The following is a 23,194-nucleotide window of genomic DNA, read 5'->3' on the forward strand; positions in this document are numbered from 1 at the left end:
ACCCGCTACGGGCGCTGCTCACCCCGCTCGAGCGGCTCGAGCACGTCGAGCTCCTCGCCGGGCCGTGCCGGCCGGTGGCCGCCAGGTCCGGCACGACGGTCGCCGCGACCGCCTCCGAGGAGCACCGCGGCCGCGTGGTCCGCGAGCGCCGAGCCCGCCGAACCGTAGAGGTGGAACACCGCGTCGGCGCCATGCCGCTGCAGCTCGGCGACGTCGTCGTCGTACCGGGCGATCGCCGCGACCTTGCCCGTGAAGCCCGCGGCCTGCAGTCGCGCGAGCGCGATGAGGTTGGCGTTGTGGAACGGCATCGCGAGCACCGCGATGCGCACGCGGCCCGCGCGGTGCACACGCGCCCAGAACTCGAGGTCGGTCGCGTCGGCGCGCACCACCTCGAAGCCCTCGTCCTCGAGCGCCGCGACACGCGTCGCGTCGTGCTCGACACCGACGACCTGCAGCCCGTACTCGTCGCGCAGCCGCGCGTAGGTGGCCGAGCCGACGCGCCCGAGCCCGAGCACGACGGCGTCGACCTCACCGATGTCGACGAGCCGGTCGTCGGGGTGCAGCCGGTCGCTGTCCCGCCGCGGCAGGAGGCGCGAGAGCCTCGTGGCGAGCTCGACGCCGCGACGGTTGACGATCGACGACAGCGCGAACGAGAAGGCGACCGCGAGCGACACGATCACGACCCACTGCTCGTCGAGCAGGCCGTTGCTCGCCCCGACGGCGACCACGATGATCCCGAACTCGGAGTAGTTCGACAGCACCAGGCCGGCGAGGAACGAGGTCCGTCGCCGCAGGCGCATCGTCCACAGCATCACGGCGTACGCGGCCACCTGGAACGGCAGCAGCAGCAGGACGATCGCCGCGACCCCGATCTCCGCGACGTGCGGTGTGCCGTGCAGCCCGATCTCGACGAAGAACGCGACGAGCATCAGGTCCTTGAACGTCATGAGCGAGCGCGACAGCTCGGTGGCCTGCGGGTGCGACGAGAGCAGCACGCCGACGACGAGCGCGCCGACGTCGCCGTCGATCCCGACGAGCTCGAACAGGCCGTAGCCGAGCACGACCGCCACCGCGACGCCGAACAGCGCCTGCAGCTCGCCGTGCCCGACGCGGTCCCAGATCCGGTGCAGGACCCACCGGCCGGGCAGCAGCAGCACGAGCAGCAGGGCCCACGGGCTCGGCGCGTGGCCGCCGGCCACGGACAGGAACACGACCGCCGCGACGTCCTGCATCACGAGCACACCGATCGCGATGCGGCCGTACAGGGACGTGGTGTCGGAGCGGTCGTCGAGCACCTTGACGACGAACACGGTCGACGAGAACGACAGCGCGAACCCGATGAGGGCGAGCGCACCGAAGGACTGGCCGGCGACGAGCGCGAACCCGACGACCGCGAGCAGCCCGAGGAACCCGACCGCGATCCCGACGCTGATCGCGAGGTGCACGACGGTGGTCAGCCAGATCTCGCGCCGCAGCAGCGTCCGGACGTCGAGCTTGAGCCCGATCGCGAACAGCAGCAGCACGACGCCGAGGTTCGCGATGGGCTCGAGGTAGGGCAGGTCCGGCGCGCCCGCCGCGCCGAGGGCGAAGCCCGCGACCAGGAAGCCGACGAGCGGGGGCAGCCGCAGCAGCACCGCGAGGAACCCGCCCGCGAGCGCGGCTCCGATGTACAGGGCGGCTGGACCCACAGGGGCTCCTCACGTCGACGGGGCGTGGGTCCCATCTTGCCTGCTGCGGGCGCGGCCGGGTCCCCCGCGCTCAGCGGCCGTCGAGGTAGCGCAGCACCGCCAGGACCCGGCGGTGGTCGGCCGGGTCCTGCTCGAGGCCGAGCTTCGTGAAGATCTGCGCGACGTTCTTCTCGACCGCGCCGTACGAGAGGAACAACGTCTCGGCGATCGCGCCGTTGGACCTCCCCTGCGCCATGAGATCGAGGACCTCGCCCTCGCGCGGAGTGAGGCTGTCCAGGGCCGCCGGCCGCGCGGACGCCCGCATGAGCTGGGCGACGACCTCGGGGTCGAGCACGGTCTGGCCGTCCGCGACGCGGGTGAGCGCCTCGACGAAGTCGCGCACGTCGGCCACGCGGTCCTTGAGGAGGTACCCGACGCCGCGCGGGTCTCCCGCGAGCAGCCGTGCCGCGTACCGCGTCTCCACGTACTGGCTGAACAGGAGCACCGGAAGCGTCGGGTGCGCGTCGCGCAGCGCGAGGACGGCACGCAGGCCCTCGTCGGTGTGGGTCGGGGGCATGCGCACGTCGGCGACGACGACGTCGGGCAGCTCGTCGGCCGCGGCCGACGACGTGATGGCGCGCACGAGCGCGTCGCCGTCCCCCACCGCGACGGCGACCTCGAACCCGCGACGGGTGAGCAGCGAGACGAGCCCGTCACGCAGGATCACGGAGTCCTCGGCGATCGCGACTCGCAGCGCGGGGCCGGCGGGTGCGGACGTCACGAGGTGGTCCGGGCCGGCAGCGTCACGGTCACCACCGTAGGCCCGCCGGCGGGGCTCGCGACGTCGAACGTGCCGTCGACGCCCCGCACTCGCGTCTCGAGGCCGGCCAGCCCGGTGCGGGCGCCCGCCTCGTCGCGGTCGGCGGCGGCCACGACGACCGCGCCGCCGCGCCCGTCGTCGTCGACGCTCATCCGCAGCACGTCGTCCGAGACCCGCGCCCGCACGCCCACCCGCCGGGCGCCGGAGTGCTTGGCGGCGTTGGTGACGAGCTCGGCGACGGTGTAGTACGCGACCGACGCGACCGCGGGCGCGACCGCGCCGGGAGCCCCCACCGACGCGTCGAGGTCGAGCTCGACCGGGAGCGGCGCGCGTGCCGCGAGCGTCTCGAGCGCGACCGCGAGGCCCGCGTCGAGCGCCGCCGGGTGGATGCCGCGCGCGATCTCGCGCAGCTCGCCGAGCGCGTCCTTCGCCGACGCGTGCGCCGCGTCGACGATCTGCGCGGCCACGGCCGGGTCTCCCCCGGCGGCGAGCTGCTCGCGCGCCTCGCCGAGCTGCATCGCGACCGCGACGAGCCGGGCCTGCGTGCCGTCGTGCAGGTCCCGCTCGATCCGGCGCAGCCGCGCATCGGCGTCCTCGACGCTGGCCGCGCGGGAGCGCCGCAGCTCCTCGACCCGCAGCGAGCCGGCGGTCGGGCCGAGCAGTCCGCGCGTGAGCGCCGCGAACAGGCGCGCGAACCCGTGCGTGAGCGGCGGCCACACGACGAGCAGCAGCACGACGCCCACCGCGGCAAGCCCGGCCTGCCGCCACGGCGTGTCGACGAAGTACGACGTGCCGAAGCTCGCGCCCCGGTGCATCGTCCCGTCGGAGGCCTCCTGCAGGGGCAGCCAGCGCGACCACAGCCAGTGCGTGGCGGCGCCCAGGCCGGTCGCGAGGAACGTCGTGGACGTCACCGCCGCGAGGATCGCCAGCGGGAAGCTGATGAACATGTACGCGAGCGCGCGCCAGCCCGCCGCGTCGGTAAGGAGCGCACCGAGCGTGCGGAAGAAGCTGCCGCGGCGGACGAACGGCGGCGGCGTCGCGACCTGGTCGCCCAGGAGGTTCGCAGCGAGCCCGCGGTAGAGCCCGCCGCACCACCGCGCACCGACGACCAGCCACCCGACGACCACGAGCCCGACGACCGTCACGACCAGCGCCGCGGCGAGCGAGGGCACCAGGATCACGTACGCGAGCGCGAACGGCGAGAGCAGCAGGACCACCCACAGGTAGCCGAGCTCTCGCCAGGTGCGCGAGGAGAAGAAGCCGCCGCGGGCGGGGGCCGGACGTTCGGGAGCCACGAGGTTCATGCTCCCAGCCTGGTGCGCGGTGCGGCGCCCAGGTATGGCGTGGGCCGCCGACGACGACGGGGGCTGTCCCCCGTCGTCGTCGGCCGCACCGCTACTTCTTCTTCGCCTTCTTGGCCGTGATCTTCACGGTCTTCGACGACTTGCCAGTCACCGTCGAGCTGGACTTCGGCACGAACGTCGCCTTGACCTTGATCGACGACGAGTACTTCTTCGGCAGCGTCACGCTGACCTTGCCCTTGCTCTTCGAGCTCAGCGAGACCGCCTTCACGACCTTGCCGTTCACGTAGACGCGGACCTTGCCCGTGGCGACCTGGCCGTTGGACAGGGTCGCGACCTTGACCGTGACCTTGGGCTTGGTGCCCTTGGTGAACGACTTGCCGCTGACCGTGACCTTGGAGGTCGTGGCCTTGACGACCTTGAAGGTCGCACCCGACGTGGGCGAGGTGGCCTTCGTCGAGCCGCTCACGACGGTCGCGGTCAGGCCCTTGTAGGTGCCCACCTTGAGCGTCGACGGCAGTCGCAGCGTCGCCTTGTAGGAGCTGCCGCTGCGCACGACCGACGCCGTGCCGAGCACCTTGGAGCCGGCCTTGAACGTGACCTTCCCGCTCGTCGCGCCCTTGACGGTCGCGCTCACGGTCGCCCGCTTGGACGTCACGGACCCGTAGGCCTGCGACGCCTTGCTCAGCACGGGTGCGGACACCGTGACCTTGGCGGGCACCGGCGGCTTCGCCTTGACGGTCACCTTGACGGCAGCCGACGAGCTGCCCGCGTACCAGGCGTCACCCGAGTACCGCGCCGTCAGCGAGTGCGTGCCCACGGCGAGCGAGCGCACCGAGAACGCGACCGACGACGAGGAGCCGAGCGTGGCCGTTCCGAGCACCGCCGAGCCGTCGTACAGCGTGACAGTGCCGGTGGCCCCGGCGGTGACGCCGACCGAGACCGGCACCACGTCGCCCTGCGTCGCCTGCGTCGGCACCGCGAGGAACGAGGTGGTCGACGCCCGCATCACCTTGTGCACGACGAGCGTGGCCGTGGCCGGCACCGCGGACGTGGCGCCCAGGGCGCTCACGCCGTAGGAGCCGTCGGCCGTGGCCCGCGGGAGCGTGACCGACGTGGTCACCGCGCCCGCGTCGTCGGCCTTGGCCGTCCACGCCGCCGTGGGTGCCGGGGTCGTCGTCCACGTGAACGTCACGACCTCGCCCGGCTCGAAGCCGGAGCCCGTGAGCTCCGCCGGCGTGCCGGGGTCCACCGACGACGGCGCGGTGAGCGACGTCGTGTACGGCGCGTGCAGCGCGGCGATCGCGTGCACCAGGTCGGCGTAGGCCGACTGGTACGCCTCGAAGGTGCTCTGGTCGTCGAGCGCCTGCGCGGTGCTCACGGCGTCCTGCAGCGCGGCCCACGAGGCCGACGAGTAGTCCGCCTCGTCGAGCTGTGCCGCCGCTGCGAGCTGGTCGGCGACCTGCTTGACGACCTTCCACTGCAGCTGCGCGGCGAGCTTCAGGTCACGCAGCGCCTTGGCGACCTGCGACGCGGTGGCGTCGGTGGTCGTCGCGACGGTGCGTGCCGTGGCCAGCGCCCGCGTGAACACGGCCAGCTCGGCCGCGATGTAGCGCTCGGGGTGCGCCTCGATGTCCGAGACGCCGGCGATCTGCGTGCGCAGCGCCGCCTTGTCCGCGCCGTACCCGAACGAGAACCAGTCGAGGTTGCCGACGTACGGGTGGTCGGTGTCCGGCGTGCTGAGCAGCTTGACGTAGATCGAGTGCGAGCCCGTGATCTCCGACGGCAGCGCGACCGTCGCCGTGGAGTACGTGCCCCAGCCCGAGCCGGTCGACGGGAGCGCCACCGTGGTGAGCGCCGGTGCGTCGAGCGAGTCGACGTGGATCTCGAGCCGGCCGTCGACGACCTTCGTCGAGGGCGCGTCGTAGCGGACGCTGAACGTCGTCGCGAAGTGCGAGCCCAGGTCCACGCCGTACCGCACCCAGCCGCCGTTCTTGGTCCCGGCGAGCTGGCCGTTGACGCTGCCGGCCTCGGTCTTGAGGTCGGCACCCGAGAAGTCGGTGCCGTCGACGAGGCCGGAGTCGGCCGCGTTGAGCATCCCGTAGCCCGTGCGGATCGACTCGAGCTGGACCGTCTTGCCCGTGGGAACGGCGGTGGCCGTCGAGTCGCCGAACTGGAACCACGCGAAGTTGCCGACGTACGGCGCGCCTGACGTGTGCGTCTTGTCCATCCGGAACACGACGTACACGTCCTTGGTGCCCGTGAACACCGCCGGGTTCACCGCGATGCTCTGCGTCGCGTAGTGGTTCCAGCCCGTGCCCGTGTACGCGAGCATCGGGCTCGACGCGACCGTGGTGCCGCTCGGGCTGCCGAGGCGGATGTCGATCCAGCTGTTGTCGGTCGACTTGTCCGTCGGCTTGTCGTAGGAGAACGTCAGCGTGTCCGCACCGTTGGGGCCGAGGTCGACGGCTGCGAAGCCCGCCCACTCCTCGTTGTGCGTGTTGCCGAAGTTCGTGTACGCACCCGCCGAGCCGTCACGTCCGAGCCCCGAGTGCATCGTCGAGACGTTGTTCGGCGTGAGCTGCTTGTACGTGAAGACGTCGGTGCCCGACGACTCCGCCTGGAACTGCAGGTAGTCGACGTTCGCCACCCACGCCTTGTCGGCGGTCCCCCGGAACACCAGGTAGACGTCGTTGACGCCGCCCAGCGCCGTCAGCTCGTCGGCCGTGAACGTGTGCGTGACCTGCGAGAACGTCGTCCAGGCACCGGTCGTCGGCAGCGAGATCGTGGTGACGAGCGGACCCGCGGCCGATCCCGTGCGGATCTCGACCTTGGAGCTGCCCGAGGCCGAGCCCGGGTTGTGCGAGTAGCTGATCAGCACCGACTTCAGGGAAGCGTCCGTGAAGTCGAGCCCGCGGTACGCGATCCACGAGTCGGGCGAGACGCCGGCCAGGACCGTGCCCGAGCCGCCGCTCTCCGTCTTGAGCGAGCCGCCCGACCACAGGTCGTAGCCCTCGCCCTGCAGCAGCCGGTAGCCGTCGTCGCCGATGGCCAGCCCGTCGACCGCCGCACGCAGGTTGGCGAGCGCCTGGGCGAGCACGTACTCGGACGCGTCGGCGTCGGCGAGGACCGCCTTCGCCCCGGAGACCGCCGAGGTCAGCGTCGCGAACGACGACGGCGAGTAGCTGCCGAGCGTGATGAGCCGGGCGTCGTCGTACATCGCCTGCAGGTCCGCGCGCGTCGTCGACGCGGGGCCCAGCGTGAACGGGTCGATCGCCGTGAGGCCCGGACCGCTGATCTGCGCCGCCGTCGCGCCCGAGAGCGCGGCGTCGGTGAGCAGCAGCGTGAAGTGGGTCGTCGACGTGCCCGAGAGGTTGCCGGTGAAGGCGACGGTCGCCGTGGTGGCGCCGGTCTTCGTGACGACGGCGTGGACGCCCTCGTCGAGGCCCGGGAGCTGCGCCGGCAGCGCCGAGCCGGTGGCACCGGTGAACGTCGCGCCGCCCGCCAGCGTGAGGTCCACGCTGGCGTCGACCTTGCCGTGCGCGTCGGCCGTGACGGTCGTCGTGCTGGGCGTCAGTCCGTAGCCCGCGAAGCGGACCTTGAGCGCGAGCGCACGGTCTGCCGCGCTCGGGGCTGTCCCTGTGAACGCGCCCTCGCCGAGCGTCACGACGAGGCCGTCGGTCGAGTCGTCGACCAGGTGGCTCGCGGCCTTGCCGGTGAGCGTCAGGTCGAGCGTGCTCGCGCCGGTCTTCGTCGCCTTCACGGCGAGGCCGGTCGGCAGGCCCGTAGCGGTGACCTGCGAGGTCAGGTCGTCGCCGACCTCACCCGCGAACGTCGCGCCGGTCACGGACACGGAGATCGAGCTGCCGATCGAGCCGTCGTTCACGTCGGACTCGGCGAACACCTGCGTCGCCGTCACGACCGTGCTCGAGGGGTCGTAGACGGACGAGGGGACCTCGTCGCTCATCGAGTACGCCATCGGGCTGTCGGTGCCCCACTGCGACGGGGTCGAGCCCATGTCGAAGTGCAGCGTGCCGCCGGCCATCATCTCGTCGTACGTCACCCACGTGCGGTTCAGCGCGTGACCGTTCAGCGAGGCGTCCTGGATGTAGAGGTTGTCGGCGTTGGTGCCGTTCGCCTCGATGACGAAGTCCTTGCCGCCCGGGTAGTGCAGCGTGACCTTCTCGAAGATCGGCGAGCCGATCTGGAACGAGTCGGCGCCCGCCGTGACCGGGAACAGGCCGAGCGCGCCGCCGACGAACACCGACGACATGGTCGCGGCGTCGTTGTCCATCGTCTGCAGGAAGCCCTTGGGGCTGTTCTGGTACGCCTTGAGCTTCTGCGGCGTCGTGTACTCACCCTTGCCGTTGAGGCCCTCGGAGCCGCTGCTCGAGTCCTTCGCCGCGGCGTAGCGCTGGCACGTCGCGGTGGTGAGGATGCTGCGCGACCAGTACTGCGTGCGGTCGGGAGCGCCGACGTAGTTGAAGAGGTACGGCGAGTGCAGGTCGATCTCGTTGGAGTTGAGGTGCAGCATGCGCGTGCAGTCGTTCGGAGCCTGCTCGCCGTAGAGGTAGCTCAGCGCCGTCTTGGCGCCCGACTTGCCGCCCATCAGCTCGACCATGCCGCCCATGTCCTGGGCGTCGTACCAGTTGTACTGCCAGAGCGTGCCCTGGTAGAGACCGGCACCCGACGCCTCGAACACCTCGGGGTCGACGTTCGCGGTGAATCCGCTCGCCGTACGCGGCATCAGCAGGCCGACGTTCTCGACACCGGTGCCCGACGCGAGCGCCTGGGGGTTGCTCTTGAGCGCGTCCTTGTTGAACAGGTTGGTGTAGTTCGTCGAGCGCTTGAGGAACCTCGCGGCGTCCGCGGTCTTGCCGAGCTTCGTCGCGACGACCGACATGGCCCAGTCGTCGTACGCGGTGCCGAGCGTGTCGGCGACCGAGCCCGAGATGAAGCCGAGCTGCTCGTTCGTCGAGCTGTAGTTGCCGTTCGACGCCTTCACGAGCGCCGGGTACGCGACGTCGAGGCCCTTGAGGTCGGCGCCCTTGTTGATCGCGTCGGCGACGATCACCGCCGCACGCTCCCAGCGCACGGTCGGCACCGACTGCATGAGGCTGCCGACCGAGCTCGAGCCCGAGTTCGCCGTCTCGGCGAACAGGTCGACCAGGGACTGCGCGATGTCGCGGTAGTCCGCCGGGTAGATCGACGCGATCGACGAGTACTTGTGGAAGTCGTCCCACAGAGACCACGAGTCGTAGTGCGTGTAGCCGTCGGCCTCGTAGATCTTGCCGTCGATGCCGCGGTAGGTCCCGTCGGTCGACGTCGCGTTCAGCGGCGAGGCGTTCATGCGGAACAGGTGCGTGTAGAACTGCGTCTTCAGGTCGCCGGACAGGTCGTCGTCGGCGCCCTCCTGGACCTCGACCGCGCCGAGAGCCTTGTTCCACTGCTTCGTGGCGTCCGCGCGGACGTCGCTGAAGCTCTTGCCGCCGATCTCCGCGGCCTGGTCGCGCGCAGCCTGCTCGGGGCTGATCGGCGACAGCGTCACGTTGAGGCCGACGTGCGTGTTCGCGGCGACGTCGAACGACAGCACGGCACCGATGTCGGTGCCGTCCTGCGTCGCCTTCGACGCGGTCAGGCCCGCCGAGCCCCACGTGCTGTACGACGAGGTCGGGACCGTCGTCGTCGCGTAGTAGTAGAGCGTGTAGGCCGAGTTGTAGAAGTAGCCCTTGAGCGCACCGGACAGCGTCGTGCGACCGTCGGACGTCTTTCCGACCTTGAGCGTCGCGCCCTGGCGGCTGCCGAAGTTGTTCTGGAGGTCGACGACGAGCGACGCCTTGCCGGCGTTCTCGAACGTGTAGTCCTCGACGCCGGTGCGCGTGTCCGCGGCGACCTGGGCGTTGATCTTGTTCGACCCCTCGGTGAGGCGCGCCTGGTAGTAGCCCGGCTCCGCCTTCTCGTCCGAGTGCGAGAACGTCTTGTTGTAGCTGCTCGTCGACGGGCGGGCCGTGTAGGTCTGGTACGTCGGCACGACGAGGAAGTCACCGCCGGCGCCGGCCGCACCCACGCCGTCGAGCGTCGTCGACGTGAAGCCCTGGAACGTGCTCGAGCTGTAGTTGTAGCCGACGTGGTTGCGCGAGCCGGTCAGCGGCGTGATCTTCGCCAGACCGTGCGGCGTGAACGCACCCGGGCCGTCCTGCCCGTAGTCGTCCTGCGTGGAGATGAACGGGTTCACGATCTGGGTGAAGTCCGTGGTGGGCTCGGCGGCCGCGGCGTGGGCCGGGGCTGCCAGGGGTGCCACGAGGGCGGAGGCCACGAGGGCGAAGGCGGTCGGCAGGGCGATCCGTCGGGAGCTGCTGACGCGAGTGGTCGGGCGGGGGCGTCGAGGGGCTGATGCCTCGTACGACAACGTTGTCATGGGCGGGACAGTACCTGATGGATCTGAGCAGGAGTGGCCCACGTCACCGAACGGCCGGGTATGCCGGGATGGCGATCGGGTGAAGTTTGGGCCCAGTGCCGCTGCGGAGCATCGGCGGCGAGACGAGGAGGCGGGACACCGGATGACCGATGTCCCGCCTCGTCAGATGGTGGAGCTGAGGGGACTCGAACCCCTGACCCCCTGCATGCCATGCAGGTGCGCTACCAGCTGCGCCACAGCCCCGAAGGTTTGCTCGCCCTTGCGGGCGCCTGGTGAGTCTAGGCGACGGATGGCCCCGGACGCCAATCCGGTGCCGGATGGTCCCGGACGGGGATCGGGAGCCGGTCAGGACGGGTCGCGGGTCTCCTCGTCGGCCTGCTCCGCCGGCACCGACGGCCCTTCGTTCCAGCTGCGCACCGAGTGGCTCGGGCCCAGGTTGTAGCCGCTCATGCGCCAGGACGGGTCGCCCGACGAGGGGCGCAGCTCCGCCCAGTGCGCGTTGTGCATGCCCTGCAGGCCACGCCAGTGGGGCTCCTGGCCCAGCAGCGCCGCGGCGGCGACACCGATCGCGGCACCGTGCGAGACGACGACGAGCGTGTCCGAGCGGTCCAGCGAGGCGGCGTGCTCCTCGATCGCCTCGCGCGCACGCTCGGCGACCTGCGCGCGCGTCTCCGCGCCGACGCCCGCCGGGTCGCTGCCCGTGCGCCACGCCTCGAAAGCCTCCGGCCAACGGCCCGCCAGCTCGTCGTGCGTCAGGCCTTCCCACTCCCCGAACGCGCGCTCACGCACACGAGGGTCGACGACCGCCTCGATGCCCGCGGCGCGCGCCAGGAACGACGCGGTCTCGACCGCGCGACCGAGGTCCGAGACGACGATGTGCGTCGGCTCGTAGCGCTCGACGATCTGCGCCGCGGCGGTGCGCGCCTGCCAGCGGCCCACGTCGTCGAGCGGGATGTCGATCTGACCCTGCAGGCGGGCAGCCGCGTTGTACGCCGTGCGGCCGTGACGCCACAGCAGCAGCGTGCCGGCGCTCACTCGGAGTCGGCCGGCTCGTCGGAGCCGCGCGCGTCCGCGGGCAGCTCGATGAGCGGGCAGTCCTTCCACAGCCGCTCGAGCGCGTAGTACACGCGGTCCTCCGCGTGCTGCACGTGCACCACGACGTCACCGAAGTCGACCAGCACCCAGCGGCCCGCCGACTTGCCCTCGCGGCGCACCGGCTTGGCACCGAGGTGGAACAGCGCCTCCTCGACCGCGTCGACGATCGCGCCGACCTGTCGCTCGTTGGTGCCGGACGCGATGAGGAACACGTCCGTGAGCACCAGCTGCTCGCTCACGTCGAGCGCGATGATCTCCTGCGCCTTGAGGTCGGATGCGGCGCGGGCCGCCGCGACGGCGAGCTCCACGGCACGTTCGGTGGCGGGCACAGGTCTCCTCGGGTCAGGGGTCAGGTGGACGAGCCGGCGCGTGCGGCCGCGCTCGTGGAGTGGTCGGCGTGCACGGGGGCCGCGCCGTTGTCGGAGCGCCCGTTGATGACGAGCAGCATGACGAGGAAGCCCAGCACGAACGCCACCAGCGCCAGTACCAGCAGGTGCAGCCACGTGTACGGGTGACGCGGGCGGAGCTCGCGCTCGTCGACCTCGTCCTCGTCGTCCGTCGCGACCACCGGGGGCGGGCTCCACGGTGCGGGCACGTCGCCCGACGCAGCCTCGACCGGGGCCCATGACGGTGTGAGGTCCGCGACCTCGTCGGACGCGGGCGACCCGACGGGCGCCACGGTCGGCGGGTCCGCGGCTGTGGGTGCGGCCGGCGCGGGCGCTGCCGTCGCGAACGCCGATGTCGCGCCCGGGACCCGGGGCGGGGCCGCGCGCGGGGTGAGCTGCGTCGGGGCTCCCGGCTGCGTCGTCGTCGGGCTCTGCGGCGCGGCGGGCCACGTCGTGCCTGCCGTCGTCGCGCCGCCCTGCGTCGTCGTGGTGGCGGCCGGTGCTGCAGGGGCCGCCGCCGCCGACCAGGTCGCCTGGCCGCCGTTCCACGCCTGCGGGCGGGCCGCCTCGTGCGACGGGGGTGTGGCGCCAGGACGACCGGGGCGCGAGATCGCGTCCGGGGCACCCGACGAGCGGCCCACCGCGGACTGGCGGGCGGGTGCCCCCGACGACGCGTCGGAGGGCGTCGGCTGCCACGACGAGCGCGACGGTCCCGTGCCCGCTGGCGCCCAGGACGCCGGTCCGGGCTGCGCCGGGACCTGGTCGGGACGGGCCGGACCCGCGCCGTGCTGCACCGACGACGCGCCCGGGGCGCCCTGAGGGCTCACGGACCGGGAGTCCTGCGGGACCCGCGGAGTCGGGGCGGACCACGACGGGGTGCCGCGCGTATGCGGTGCGGCCGTCGGTCGCGAGCTCGTGGGGTCGAGCGTGTCCCGCGTCGAGCGCCGCGCACGAGCGGCTTCCGCCGTCGGCGCCGCCTGGGGCGAGGACGCGACCGACCACTGGGGTGTCGCACGTGACGACGGCGCGGTCGTCGGCGCGGCGGCGGGAGCGTCCTGGGACCCAGCGGGCGCGGAGGGCGTTGCGGACGGGCGTGCCGGAGCCGAGGGCTGCGTCGGCTGCCACCCGGTCGCGGGGACGGGACGCTGCGCGGAGTGGGGGGCGGGCTGCGACGCGGACGGGGACTGCGCCCGGCTCGTCGGCGCGGCCGCCGCACGCGACGGAGCAGCTGCGCCGCGCGGTCCCGCGGCGCCCGGAGCCGCAGCGGGCTGGGCTGCGGAGCCCTGGGCAGGGCGGACCGCAGGCGACGGGGTCGCCGCGGGTCGGCTCGCCACCGGCTGCGCCGGGGCGACCGTCGGCTGCGCGGCGGACGCCGCGGCCTCGCGCATCGCGCGACGTGACCCGGGCACGGGCACGCCACCGGTTGCCGGGGCACTCGTCGGAGTACCGGGCACGCTCGTCGGCCCGGCACCCGTCCGCGTAGCGTCACCGGTCGTGGGCACGACAGGCTGGGCCGCCGTCCCCTCACCGTCGCCGCGGTGGAGGTCACGACGACGTCGCCGCTCTCCGGTCTCACTCATCACTTACCTCGATACAACCTGTGCTTGCCGATGTACTGCACGACCCCGTCCGGCACCAGGTACCAGACCGGTGCGCCCTGCCGCGCCCGCTCACGCACGTCCGTCGAGGAGATCGCCATCGCGGGGATCTCGAGCACGTGCACCCGGTCCCCCGGGAGGCCGTCGACCGACAGCGTGTGCCCGGGCCGGCTCACGGCCACGAACTGCGCCATGTCGAACAGCTCCCCAGCATCCTTCCACGACAGGATCTGCGCGACCGCGTCCGCACCCGTGATGAAGAACAGATCGGCATCCGGGCGCTGCTTCGAGAGGTCCCGCAGTGTGTCGACGGTGAACGTCACACCGTCGCGGTCGATGTCGACCCGGCTCACCGTGAAGCGCGGGTTGGACGCGGTCGCGACCACCGTCATCAGGTAGCGGTGCTCCGCGACGGTCACGTCCTGGTGCAGCTTGAACGTGGGTCGGCCGGTCGGCACGAACACGACCTCGTCGAGGTCGAACCGGGCCGCCGCCTCCGACGCCGCGACCAGGTGGCCGTGGTGGATGGGGTCGAACGTCCCGCCCATCACCCCGAGCCGGGGACGCGGTGCGGTCATCTCGCCGGGATCCGGCACGCGCTCAGTGACGCGAGCCCACGCTGCGGAACGCGTAGGTGACGAGCAGCATCGCGATCAGCCCACCGAAGGCCGCGAGGCCGAAGACGACCGGCGGGAACGGCAGCTCGTTGGTGTGCTCGGCGGCCTGCTCTGCGGCTGCGGCCAGCGCAACGTGCACGGGAACTCCTCCAGATGGTGACGGGATGAGGGACAGTGTCGCACGCGGGGATGTGCGCTCAGGGCCTGACGTGGCCGTCGCCGTGGACGACCCACTTGGTGGTGGTGAGCTCGGCGAGGCCCATCGGCCCGCGCGCGTGCAGCTTCTGCGTCGAGATGCCGATCTCCGCGCCCAGGCCCAGCTGACCGCCGTCGGTGAACCGCGTCGAGGCGTTGACCATCACGGCGGCCGAGTCCACCTCCGCGACGAACCGCTCCGAGGCCGCGAGGTCCCGCGTGACGATCGCCTCGGTGTGACCCGACGACCACGTGCGGATGTGCTCGATCGCCTCGTCCAGGTCGTCGACGACGCGCACCGCCAGGTCGAGCGACAGGTATTCGGTCGCCCAGTCCTCGTCCGTCGCGGGAACCACGGGGGCGTCGTCGGGCGCGAGCGCGAGCGTCGTCGCGTCGCCGTGCACCGTGACACCTGCGTCCGCGAGCGTCGCGATGGCGACCGGCAGGAACTCGTGCGCGACCGCGCGGTGCACCAGCAGCGTCTCCGCCGCGTTGCACACGCCGATGCGCTGCGTCTTCGCGTTGAGCAGGATCGGCAGCGCCATCGCCAGGTCGGCGCTCTCGTCGACGTAGACGTGCACGTTGCCGACGCCCGTCTCGATGACCGGGACGGTCGACTCGCGGACGACGGTCTGGATCAGGTCCGCACCGCCGCGCGGCACGAGCACGTCCACCAGACCGCGTGCGCGCATGAGCGCGACGCCGCCCTCGCGGCCGTAGGCGTCGATCGACTGCACGAGCGCGCCCGGCAGGCCCTGGGCCTCGAGCGCGTCCGCGAGCACGCGCACGATCACCTCGTTGCTCGCGGCCGCCGCCGACCCGCCGCGCAGGATCACCGCGTTCCCGCTCTTGAGCGCGAGGCCCGCGGCGTCCACCGTGACGTTGGGGCGCGCCTCGTAGATCATCCCGACGACACCCATGGGGACCCGCAGCTGGCGCAGGCGCAGCCCGTTGGGCAGCGTGGAGCCGCGCACGACCTCCCCCACCGGGTCCGGCAGGCCGGCGAGCTCGCGCAGCGCGTCCGCGATGGACGCGACGCGCTCGGGGGTGAGCGCGAGCCGGTCGAGCAGCCCGCTGCTCATGCCGTTGTCGCGCCCCCGCGCCAGGTCGGTCGCGTTCGCGGCGAGGATCTCGTCGGTCGCGGCGACCAGCGCGTCCGCGAGCGCGAGCAGCGCCGCGTCCTTCGTCGCCCTCGTCGCCGTCGCGAGGCGGCGGGACGCCGTCTTCGCGCGCCGGGCGACCTGCTCGACCGCCTCACGGACGTCCACGGCAGGCGGCGTCGCGGCGGTGCCGCTCGACGCGCCGACGGGGAGGTCCAGGGAGGTCGTCATCCGGCCAGGGTAGTCCGACGACGAGCACCACGGGCGGGGCGTCCGCGGTGCGGCCCGAGGCCCGTGCGACGGCACGTCACGAGAAGTACCCGGCGACGTCGAGCGCGCCCCCGGACGCCTCGAAGTCCGCGAGCACCGCGGCGCGCAGCGCGGGGTCCGCGAGCCAGTCCAGGGCCGTCAGCGCGAGCCCCACCGTGCCGTCGACCACCGCGGAGTCCCCGCGCGGGCCCGCGGCGACGTCGGCGAACTCGCGGGTGTGCAGCGCGACGTCCGGGTCGCTCACGGCGATCATCGGGTGGATGCCCGGGATCCGGACGCTGATGTTCCCGAAGTCCGTCGACGCAGCGAGGATCTCCGGCACCACCCCGCCCGCGAGCGCGGTCCGACCCTGTGCGGCCTGGTGCGTCGCCCACCGCGCGGCGAGCGGACCGTTGGTGCGCACCGGGAGCGTGAAGGGGGCGGCGTCCCAGTCGAGCTGCGCGGTGGTCCCCGTGGCGCGCGCGATGCCGTGCGCGACGTCCTCGAGCCGTCGGCTGAGGTCCTTGAGCGTCGCGGGACTCGCGGAGCGGACGTAGTACTCCACCGACGCGCGCTCGGGCACGACGCTGGGCCGGTCCCCGCCCTCGCGGACGACCCCGTGGACCCGGTCGCTCGGCGGGATGTGCTGGCGGAGCAGCCCGACGGCCTGGTAGTTCAGGGCGACCGCGTCGAGCGCGTTGCGTCCCATGAACGGGCTCGCCGAGGCGTGCGCGGCGACGCCGTGGTAGCTCACGCGCAGCTGCCGGCGGCCCAGGAACGGGTGGTCGACGACGTCGTAGCCGAACGGGTGCACCATGATCGCCGCGTCGACGCCGTCGAAGAAGCCGGCACGCGCCAGGACCTCCTTGCCCGACGCCCCCTCCTCCGCGGGCGTGCCGAGCAGCAGCACGCGCCCGTCGAACCGCAGCCCGTCGGCCACCGCCCGGTGCAGCGCGAGGAACGCCCCCGTCGCGGCGGCTGCGATGAGGTGGTGGCCGCATGCGTGGCCGATGCCCGGCAGCGCGTCGTACTCGGCGAGGATCGCGATCGTCGGGCCGTCGACCACGGTGCCGTCGTCGGGGCCGTGCGACGTGAGACCCGCGCGCAGCGACGTCGCGAGGCCGTGGGTACCGACGACGGCCGGGACGCCCGCCGAGCGCAGCAGCTCGGCGACCGCGGCGACCGACCGCACCTCGCGGAACGCCTCCTCGGCGTAGCCGTGCACGGCGTGCGCGAGCCCGAGAGCGGCGCCCTCACCGGCGCTCGCCGCGGCCCGCACCCGTGCGACGTCGCCATCCGACGCACCGGCGAACGCCGAGGTCAGCGGGACGAATGCGGCGCGGCGGCGCTCGGTGACGTCGCGCAGCTCGTCGAGGAACGCCGTGCTGACCGGCTCCGCCGTCACTGCGCGGTGCCGGGCTCGAACGGCAGGCCGGCGTCGCGCCAGGCCGCCGCGCCGCCCTCGACGTGCACGACGTTCGTGAAGCCCTTCGCGCGCAGGGCCGCCGCGACCGGGCCGGAGCCGCGGACCGAGCCGCACACGACGACGATCGGCGTGTCGAGCGAGAGCGCGGGCGTGACCTTCGTGGCCGACGCGAGGTCGAACGTCTCGTCGACCGTGTACCGGTCGACGAGAGCGGCGCCCGGGATCGAGCCCGTGGACTCGCGGCCCGCCGCGCTGCGCACGTCGACGAGCAGCGCTCCGTCGGCGACGCGCGCCGCGGCGTGCACGGCGTCGACGGACGGCGCGAGCGCCGTGGCCTCCTCGATGGTGAGGTCGTGGGCGGGTGCGGTGCTGGTCATGGCGGTTCCTCTCGGTGGTTCGGCCCCCGGCTCGGCGGCTGAACGTAGGAACGTGCCCGGACCCGGTCAACGGGCGCCACGGGCCCTCTCACGAATCGAGACGGCACGCACGCAGGCGCGAGGTCGGCCGCGCAGTCCGCGACGTCGCGACCGGATGCTGAGACGTTCCGGTCGAATCGTTGACCGGATCGGTCGGCATTTCTACGTTGCGTCCGGTCTCGAGACCCGACGACAAGCCCTGGCTGGTCGGGCAGCAACCCTCCGGACGTGGCGGGGTGCTCCAGGTGACGACCAGGCACGGCCGGCGTTCGCCGACCGTGCAAGCACGCACCGGACGCGCCAACGCGCGTCCCGAACGAGGAGCCCCGATGCGCCCAGCTCTCGCACGACCGAGGCAGCCACGACCGAGGCAGCCACGACCGAGGACGGCACGACCGTGACCCGGTACGTGCTGCGACGGCTCGGCCTGGCGGTCCTCGTGCTGTGGGCGGCGTACACGGTCTCGTTCCTCGTGCTGTACGCGCTGCCCGGCGACCCGGTGTCGATCATGTACGGCGGCGAGTCGAGCGACGTCACACCCGAGCAGCTCGACCAGCTGCGTCAGCAGTACGGCCTCGACCAGCCGCTCGTCGTGCAGTACCTCACGCAGCTGGGGCACGCGCTGCACGGCGACCTCGGCACGTCGGTGGTCAGCAAGCAGCCGGTCACCACCCTGCTGGCCGACGCGCTCCCACCCACGCTGCAGATCGCCGGCGCCGCACTCGTCCTCGCGGTCGTCGCGGGCACGACGCTCGCGCTCGTCGCGACCGGCACGCGCAGCAGACGCCTGTCCGGCTTCCTGCTCTCGCTGCCGCCGCTCGGCGTCGCGATCCCGTCCTTCTGGCTCGGCCTCACGCTCGTGCAGTGGTTCTCCTTCGAGATCCCGATCTTCCCCGCGCTCGGCAACCAGGGAGCGGCCGCAGCCGTCCTCCCGGCGATCACGCTCGCCGTGCCGACGTCGGCGGTCATCGCGCAGATGCTGTCGCGGAGCCTGCTGCACACCCTGCGCGAGCCGTACGTCGACACGGCGCTCGCCAAGGGCGCCGGCCGCGCCCGCGTCCACCTTCGGCACGCGCTGCGCAACGCCGCCCTGCCCGCCCTGACGGTCACCGGCCTGGTCGTCGGCGGCCTGCTCTCGGGCGCGGTCGTGACCGAGACGGTGTTCTCGCGTCCGGGCATCGGGCGGCTCACCGCGACGTCGGTCGCGGCGCAGGACATCCCCGTGGTGCAGGGCGTCGTGCTCGTCGCGGCGACGGTCTACGTGCTCGTCAACCTGCTCGTGGACCTCGTGTACCCGGTCCTGGACCCGCGGATCGTGACCGGGGCCAGGAGCAGCGTGAGCCGCACGACGGTCCCGGCGACCGCGGCGAGCACCACGGACGACGAGCCCGGGGCCACCGGCTCCCCCGTCGACCGCGAGCCCGTCTCGGCAGGAGGCGCCCGATGAGCACTCTCGACTCCCTCACCACCGACCGCGGCGGCCGCGAACCACAGGGGTTCGTCCCCACGGCGCTCGACCCCGACGCGCGCGCCGACCAGTTCGCCACCACGGCGACCGATCGGTTCGCGGACGCCGTCGCCGAGCGCGACGGCGCGCTCGTCCGCCGCTCCGTGTGGAGATCACGGCTCGACGACATCGTCCGCAGGCCCGCCCTGGTGCTCGCGCTGCTGTGGTCGGCGCTCGTCGTGCTCGCAGCGTTCGCCCCGACCGTCCTGGCCCCCGGCGACCCCCTCGAGGGCGTGCCCGCCGACAAGCTGCAGCCGCCGTCGGCCGCGCACTGGTTCGGCACCGACCAGCTCGGGCGGGACCTGTACACGCGCGTCGTGCACGGCACCCACCTGACGCTCGAGGCGGCGCTCGTCGCGGTGGCCGTCGGGCTCGTCGTGGGCGCGGTCGTCGGGCTCGTCGCGGGATTCGTCGGTGGCGTCGTCGACGACGTCGCGATGCGCGTCGTCGACGTCCTGCTCTCGATCCCGGCGCTCCTGCTGTCGCTCGCGCTCATCACGGTGCTGGGCTTCGGGACGGTCAACGTCGCGATCGCCGTGGGCCTCGCGAACGTCGCGTCGGTCGCGCGCATCATGCGCTCCGAGGTGCTCCGGGTGCGGACCTCGGTGTTCGTCGAGGCCTCGCACGCGGGCGGCAGCCGCTGGTGGACCGTGCTCGGGCGGCACGTCCTGCCGAACTCGATCGGGCCGGTCGTCGTGCTCGCCGCGCTCGAGCTGGGGGCCGCCGTGCTGGCCGTCTCGTCGCTCTCGTTCCTCGGCTACGGCGAGCCGCCGCCGGCACCCGAGTGGGGCGCCCTCGTGGCGGGCGGCCGCGACTACCTGCGCACGTCGTGGTGGCTGACCACGCTGCCGGGCCTCACGATCGTCGCCACCGTGCTGGCCGCCGGCCGGATCTCCCGAGCGCTCGACGGCGACCCCGGGAGGGCCCGATGACCGCCACCGACCAGCGGTCCGAGCGGCTCCTGACCGTCGAGGACCTCGCGGTGTCCTACCGCACGCGGCACGGTGCGGTGGCGGCCGTGCGGGACGTGTCGCTGCACGTCGACGCCGGCGAGACCGTCGCGCTCGTCGGCGAGTCTGGCTCGGGCAAGTCGACGACGGCCGCGGCGGTCGTCCGCCTGCTGGCGCCGGCGGCCCGCATCGAGGGCGGCAGGATCGACGTGCTGGGTCACGACGTCGCGCACGCCTCGCCGCGGACGCTGCAGCAGGTGCGCGGCCTGCTCGTCGGGCTCGTGCCCCAGGACCCCACCGTCTCGCTCAACCCGGTCAAGCGCGTCGGCGAGCAGGTCGCGGAGGTGCTGCGGATCCACGGTCTCGCAGACCGTCGGGTCGCCGGAATCGAGGCGGTCGAGGCGTTGCGCCGCGCGGGGCTCCCGCAGCCGGAGGTGCGTGCCCGCCAGTACCCGCACGAGCTCTCGGGCGGCATGCGCCAGCGCGTGCTCATCGCGATCGCGCTCGTCGCGCGTCCGCGGCTCCTCGTGGCCGACGAGCCGACGAGCGCGCTCGACGTGACGGTGCAGCGCCAGATCCTCGATCACGTCGAGGAGCTCACGAGCGAGACCGGCACGGGCGTGCTGCTCATCACGCACGACCTCGGCGTCGCGGCGGACCGGGCCGACCGGATCGTCGTCATGTCCCGCGGACGCGTCGTGGAGAGCGGCACCCCCGACGAGGTGCTCGGCGACCCGCGCGAGGAGTACACCAAGGCGCTGCTCGCCGCCGCACCCTCGCTGCGCGGCGCGCGCCTCGTGCACGGAGCGCCCGCGCCCGCACCGCCGGCTCTCGAGGTGCGCGGGCTGGTCAAGGACTACCCGCTGCCCCGGTCGGGCGGGGGCGGGACGCTGCGCGCGGTCGACGACGTCTCGTTCGCCGTGCCGCGGGGCCGGACGCTCGCGCTCGTCGGCGAGTCCGGATCGGGCAAGTCCACGACGGCCCGGCTCGCGCTGCGGCTGACGGACCCCACGTCGGGCAGCGTGCTGCTGGACGGCGTCGATGTCAGCGCCACGCGCGGCTCCGCGCTGCGGGCGCTGCGCCGTCGCGTGCAGGTCGTGTACCAGAACCCCTACGCGTCGCTCGACCCGCGGTGGTCGGTGCAGCGCATCGTGACCGAGCCTCTGCGCGCGTTCCGGGTCGGAGGCCGCCGCGAGCAGGCCACCCGCGCGGCCGAGCTCGTCGACCTCGTGGCGCTGCCTGCGTCCGTGCTGCAGCGCCGGCCCGCCGAGCTGTCCGGCGGGCAGCGCCAGCGGGTCGCGATCGCCAGAGCCCTGTCGGTGCGACCCGAGATCGTCGTGCTCGACGAGCCCGTGTCGGCCCTCGACGTCTCGGTGCAGGCGCAGATCCTCGACCTGCTGACGGCGCTCCAGCGCGAGCTCGGCGTGACGTACCTGTTCATCTCGCACGACCTCGCGGTCGTGCGGCAGGTCGCGCACGAGGTCGTCGTCCTGCGCGACGGCCGCGTCGTCGAGACCGGCGACGTCGAGCACGTCTTCGCGTCGCCGCAGCACCCGTACACGCGCGAGCTGCTCGCGGCGATCCCGGGCGCACGCGTGCGGGTCGGAGCACCCGACGCCGCACCGGACTCGGTACCGGGCGCCGTACCTGGCGCCGTATCGGGCGCAACACCCAGCGAGGCACCGGACGAGGGAGGTGAGCGATGACCGCCTGTTGTCCCGGCCGTCGCCGCCCGCGGCCCTGAGCCGCCCCACCCCCCTATCACCCTGGAGACACCATGTCCGTCCGTCCTCTGCTCCCCCGTCCCGTGCGCGCCGTCGCCGCCGTCGCGATCGTCGGTCTCGCCCTCACCGCGTGCAGCACGTCCTCCTCCACGTCGGGAGACCCCACCTCGTCGTCGTCGGCATCGTCGTCCGCCGCGCCGGTCGACGGGGGCGAGCTCACCTTCGCGATCGGCAACGACCCGATCTCCGTCAACCCGTCCGGCATCGGCTCCGGCAACGACACGCTGTACGTCACGCGGCAGATCGTGGACTCCCTGCTCTGGCAGGACCCCGCCGACGGCTCGCTCGAGCCGTGGCTCGCGACGTCCTGGAAGAGCAACGACGACGCCACGCAGTTCACGTTCACGCTGCGTGACGGCGTCACGTTCTCCGACGGCACGCTGCTCACCGCCGCGACCGTCAAGGCCAACCTCGACGACCTCGTGGCTGCGGGCGCCAAGAGCTCGGCCGCCGCCAACCTGGTCGGGCTCACGAAGGTCACGGCACCCGACGAGCACACGGTCGAGGTCGACTTCGCCACCCCGAACGCCGCGTTCCCGCAGGCCACGACGTCGCCCGCGTTCGGCATCGTCGCGGACTCCACGCTGAAGATCCCGTTCGACGAGCGTGCGAGCGGCCACGGCGTCGTGGGGACCGGACCCTTCGTGCTCGACCACTACACGAAGGACACCGAGACGGTGCTCACGGCACGCGACGGGTACGCGTGGGGGCCGGAGGGTCGCGGCGGAGCCGGCCGGGCGCACCTGACGAAGGTCACGTTCCAGGTCGCCCCGGAGGCGAGCGTCCGCACCGGCTCCCTCGAGTCCGGTCAGGTGCAGGTCATCGGCGGCGTCCAGCCCACCGACATCGCCACGCTGCAGGGTGGCGGCTTCGACCTGGTGCACCGCGCCAACCCCGGCGTCACGTTCGGGCTCACCTTCAACGGCGCGTCCGAGATCGGCAAGGACGCCGCGGTGCGCGAGGCGATCGCCCTCGCGGTGAACCCCACCGAGATCCGCGACACCGCCCTCACCGACGGGTTCGCCGTCGCGAAGGGTCCGCTCGCCAGCACGACACCCGGCGTCGCGGACGAGAGCGCACACATCCAGACGGACCCGGCGAAGGCCGCGTCGGTCCTGGAGGCGGACGGCTGGACGAAGGGCGCGGACGGCATCTACGCGAAGGACGGCAAGCGCCTGGCACCCGTCCTCGTCTGGATCACCAACTTCTCGCCGAACCAGACCTCGGTCGAGCTCGTCCAGTCCGAGCTCAAGGCCGTCGGCATCGACGTGAAGCTGTGGTCGGGCACCGTCCCGGACTTCCAGCAGAAGCTCGCGAGCGGCGACTTCGACCTCGTGTGGGGCAACCTGTCGCGCGCCGACGGCGACGTCCTGCGTACGCAGTACTCGGTCGAGGCGACGAACTTCTACAAGCTCGACGACCCGACGCTCGAGAAGCTGCTGCAGGACCAGCTCGCGACGAGCGACACCACGAAGCGTGACGAGATCCTGGCCCAGGCGCAGGAGCGCCTCGTCACGCAGCACTGGGTCCTGCCGGTGCACGAGCTCACGACGTACCTGGGTCTCGCGACCAAGGTGCACGGCGTCGCGCTCGGCGCCGACTCGCGGCTCGACCAGCTGAACACGGCCTGGATCGGCTGACACACCGGCGGCACGGTCGACGAAG

General features: G+C 73.0%; 16 protein-coding genes, 1 tRNA gene and 1 riboswitch. Of the genes, 4 read left to right on the plus strand and 13 right to left on the minus strand.

What is annotated here, in order from left to right:
- Positions 1–5: 5 nt before the first annotated feature.
- The 13 genes from AW16_RS0106090 to AW16_RS0106150 all read right to left on the minus strand — a co-directional run bounded on the left by AW16_RS0106090 (position 6) and on the right by AW16_RS0106150 (position 17,249).
- Positions 6–1,688, minus strand: coding sequence for a cation:proton antiporter family protein (locus AW16_RS0106090; protein ID WP_051681707.1), 1,683 nt, complete (start codon positions 1,686–1,688; stop codon positions 6–8).
- 70 nt (positions 1,689–1,758) lie between these two features.
- On the minus strand, positions 1,759–2,421 hold the full coding sequence (locus AW16_RS0106095; protein WP_029289028.1) for a response regulator transcription factor: 663 nt from the start codon (positions 2,419–2,421) through the stop codon (positions 1,759–1,761).
- Positions 2,422–2,444: 23 nt separating this feature from the next.
- Positions 2,445–3,791: a sensor histidine kinase gene (locus tag AW16_RS0106100; RefSeq protein WP_034648187.1), complete on the minus strand. Its 1,347-nt coding sequence runs from the start codon at positions 3,789–3,791 to the stop codon at positions 2,445–2,447.
- A 91-nt stretch (positions 3,792–3,882) separates the two neighbouring features.
- Positions 3,883–10,089: a glycoside hydrolase domain-containing protein gene (locus tag AW16_RS17575; RefSeq protein WP_197021568.1), complete on the minus strand. Its 6,207-nt coding sequence runs from the start codon at positions 10,087–10,089 to the stop codon at positions 3,883–3,885.
- A gap of 284 nt (positions 10,090–10,373) precedes the next feature.
- A tRNA-Ala gene (locus AW16_RS0106110) sits at positions 10,374–10,449 on the minus strand.
- Between the two features lie 102 nt (positions 10,450–10,551).
- Positions 10,552–11,241, minus strand: coding sequence for a histidine phosphatase family protein (locus tag AW16_RS0106115; RefSeq protein WP_029289034.1), 690 nt, complete (start codon positions 11,239–11,241; stop codon positions 10,552–10,554).
- Entirely contained in the window at positions 11,238–11,630 is a 393-nt protein-coding gene (gene rsfS / locus AW16_RS0106120) for a ribosome silencing factor (protein WP_029289035.1), read from the minus strand. The genes AW16_RS0106115 and rsfS overlap by 4 nt, the downstream gene beginning before the upstream one ends.
- A 20-nt stretch (positions 11,631–11,650) precedes the next feature.
- On the minus strand, positions 11,651–12,514 hold the full coding sequence (locus AW16_RS18350) for a hypothetical protein (RefSeq protein ID WP_156044067.1): 864 nt from the start codon (positions 12,512–12,514) through the stop codon (positions 11,651–11,653).
- 752 nt (positions 12,515–13,266) lie between these two features.
- A complete protein-coding gene (gene nadD / locus AW16_RS0106130; protein ID WP_029289039.1) occupies positions 13,267–13,863 on the minus strand; it encodes a nicotinate-nucleotide adenylyltransferase in 597 nt (198 codons plus the stop codon).
- 22 nt (positions 13,864–13,885) lie between these two features.
- Positions 13,886–14,041, minus strand: coding sequence for a hypothetical protein (locus AW16_RS18575; protein ID WP_197021569.1), 156 nt, complete (start codon positions 14,039–14,041; stop codon positions 13,886–13,888).
- A 58-nt stretch (positions 14,042–14,099) separates the two neighbouring features.
- The gene (locus AW16_RS0106140; RefSeq protein WP_029289041.1) at positions 14,100–15,428 is read right to left on the minus strand and encodes a glutamate-5-semialdehyde dehydrogenase; all 1,329 of its coding nucleotides are present in this window, start codon (positions 15,426–15,428) and stop codon (positions 14,100–14,102) included.
- Between the two features lie 76 nt (positions 15,429–15,504).
- Positions 15,505–16,851, minus strand: coding sequence for an amidohydrolase (locus AW16_RS0106145; protein WP_029289043.1), 1,347 nt, complete (start codon positions 16,849–16,851; stop codon positions 15,505–15,507).
- Positions 16,848–17,249: a rhodanese-like domain-containing protein gene (locus AW16_RS0106150; protein ID WP_034648192.1), complete on the minus strand. Its 402-nt coding sequence runs from the start codon at positions 17,247–17,249 to the stop codon at positions 16,848–16,850. The genes AW16_RS0106145 and AW16_RS0106150 overlap by 4 nt, the downstream gene beginning before the upstream one ends.
- Before the next feature lie 214 nt (positions 17,250–17,463).
- Positions 17,464–17,581: riboswitch (SAM riboswitch) on the plus strand.
- Between the two features lie 104 nt (positions 17,582–17,685).
- Between AW16_RS0106150 and AW16_RS0106155 the strand changes: the two genes are divergently transcribed.
- The 4 genes from AW16_RS0106155 to AW16_RS0106170 all read left to right on the plus strand — a co-directional run bounded on the left by AW16_RS0106155 (position 17,686) and on the right by AW16_RS0106170 (position 23,169).
- Entirely contained in the window at positions 17,686–18,735 is a 1,050-nt protein-coding gene (locus tag AW16_RS0106155) for an ABC transporter permease (RefSeq protein ID WP_081861490.1), read from the plus strand.
- Positions 18,732–19,727 (plus strand): ABC transporter permease, encoded by a 996-nt coding sequence (locus AW16_RS0106160; protein ID WP_029289048.1) that lies wholly within the window; start codon positions 18,732–18,734, stop codon positions 19,725–19,727. The genes AW16_RS0106155 and AW16_RS0106160 overlap by 4 nt, the downstream gene beginning before the upstream one ends.
- Positions 19,724–21,451, plus strand: coding sequence for an ABC transporter ATP-binding protein (locus AW16_RS0106165; RefSeq protein ID WP_081861491.1), 1,728 nt, complete (start codon positions 19,724–19,726; stop codon positions 21,449–21,451). The genes AW16_RS0106160 and AW16_RS0106165 overlap by 4 nt, the downstream gene beginning before the upstream one ends.
- Before the next feature lie 71 nt (positions 21,452–21,522).
- Positions 21,523–23,169, plus strand: coding sequence for an ABC transporter substrate-binding protein (locus AW16_RS0106170; protein WP_029289051.1), 1,647 nt, complete (start codon positions 21,523–21,525; stop codon positions 23,167–23,169).
- Positions 23,170–23,194 lie beyond the last annotated feature (25 nt).

Origin of the sequence: Cellulomonas sp. HZM, assembly GCF_000708885.1 — a bacterium.
Classification (GTDB): Bacteria; Actinomycetota; Actinomycetes; order Actinomycetales; family Cellulomonadaceae; genus Cellulomonas.

What these genes read in the sequence shown, in the direction of transcription:
- AW16_RS0106170 (WP_029289051.1), top strand. Translation starts at nt 21,523, where the DNA reads ATGTCCGTCCGTCCTCTGCTCCCCCGTCCCGTGCGCGCCGTCGCCGCC.
- AW16_RS0106165 (WP_081861491.1), top strand. Translation starts at nt 19,724, where the DNA reads ATGACCGCCACCGACCAGCGGTCCGAGCGGCTCCTGACCGTCGAGGAC.
- AW16_RS0106140 (WP_029289041.1), bottom strand. Translation starts at nt 15,428, where the DNA reads ATGACGACCTCCCTGGACCTCCCCGTCGGCGCGTCGAGCGGCACCGCC.
- nadD (WP_029289039.1), bottom strand. Translation starts at nt 13,863, where the DNA reads ATGACCGCACCGCGTCCCCGGCTCGGGGTGATGGGCGGGACGTTCGAC.
- AW16_RS0106160 (WP_029289048.1), top strand. Translation starts at nt 18,732, where the DNA reads ATGAGCACTCTCGACTCCCTCACCACCGACCGCGGCGGCCGCGAACCA.
- AW16_RS0106150 (WP_034648192.1), bottom strand. Translation starts at nt 17,249, where the DNA reads ATGACCAGCACCGCACCCGCCCACGACCTCACCATCGAGGAGGCCACG.
- AW16_RS0106100 (WP_034648187.1), bottom strand. Translation starts at nt 3,791, where the DNA reads ATGAACCTCGTGGCTCCCGAACGTCCGGCCCCCGCCCGCGGCGGCTTC.